We start from the raw sequence: 349 nt of genomic DNA, 5'->3' as shown, positions 1-349 counted from the left end.
AAATGGATAAGGTTTTTCAGGTAGAAGTAGAATACTTTACCAAAAAAGCAGATTTCTGGCAAAATATAAAACTCAAGAAAAATGGTAAAATTAAAATCAGCGGCACTTATGAATATCAGGCCTGTACCGAAGAAAAATGTATTTTCCCACCTGCTGAACCATTTGAATTGTGGATTGAAAACAACTCTGCCTCTACTACTGAAAATACTACATCTGCAAATACTTCCACTCCTTCTGCAATCAATATTGACTCTTCTCAACACCTAAAAAAATCAATAACTTCAACAGATTCAACATCTAAAAATGTTTCTACAGAAAAAAATATTTCTACATCTAATACACCATCTGC

General features: G+C 32.4%; 1 pseudogene. It reads left to right on the top strand.

What is annotated here, in order from left to right:
* A pseudogene (locus A6X21_RS24755) lies at positions 1-349 on the top strand (hypothetical protein); the annotation flags it as partial.

The sequence above is a fragment of the Planctopirus hydrillae genome (assembly GCF_001707835.1).
In the GTDB taxonomy this organism is placed as follows: domain Bacteria; phylum Planctomycetota; class Planctomycetia; order Planctomycetales; family Planctomycetaceae; genus Planctopirus; species Planctopirus hydrillae.
The sequence above is the reverse complement of the archived record's forward strand: the minus strand, read 5'-3'. Positions and strand labels throughout refer to the sequence as shown.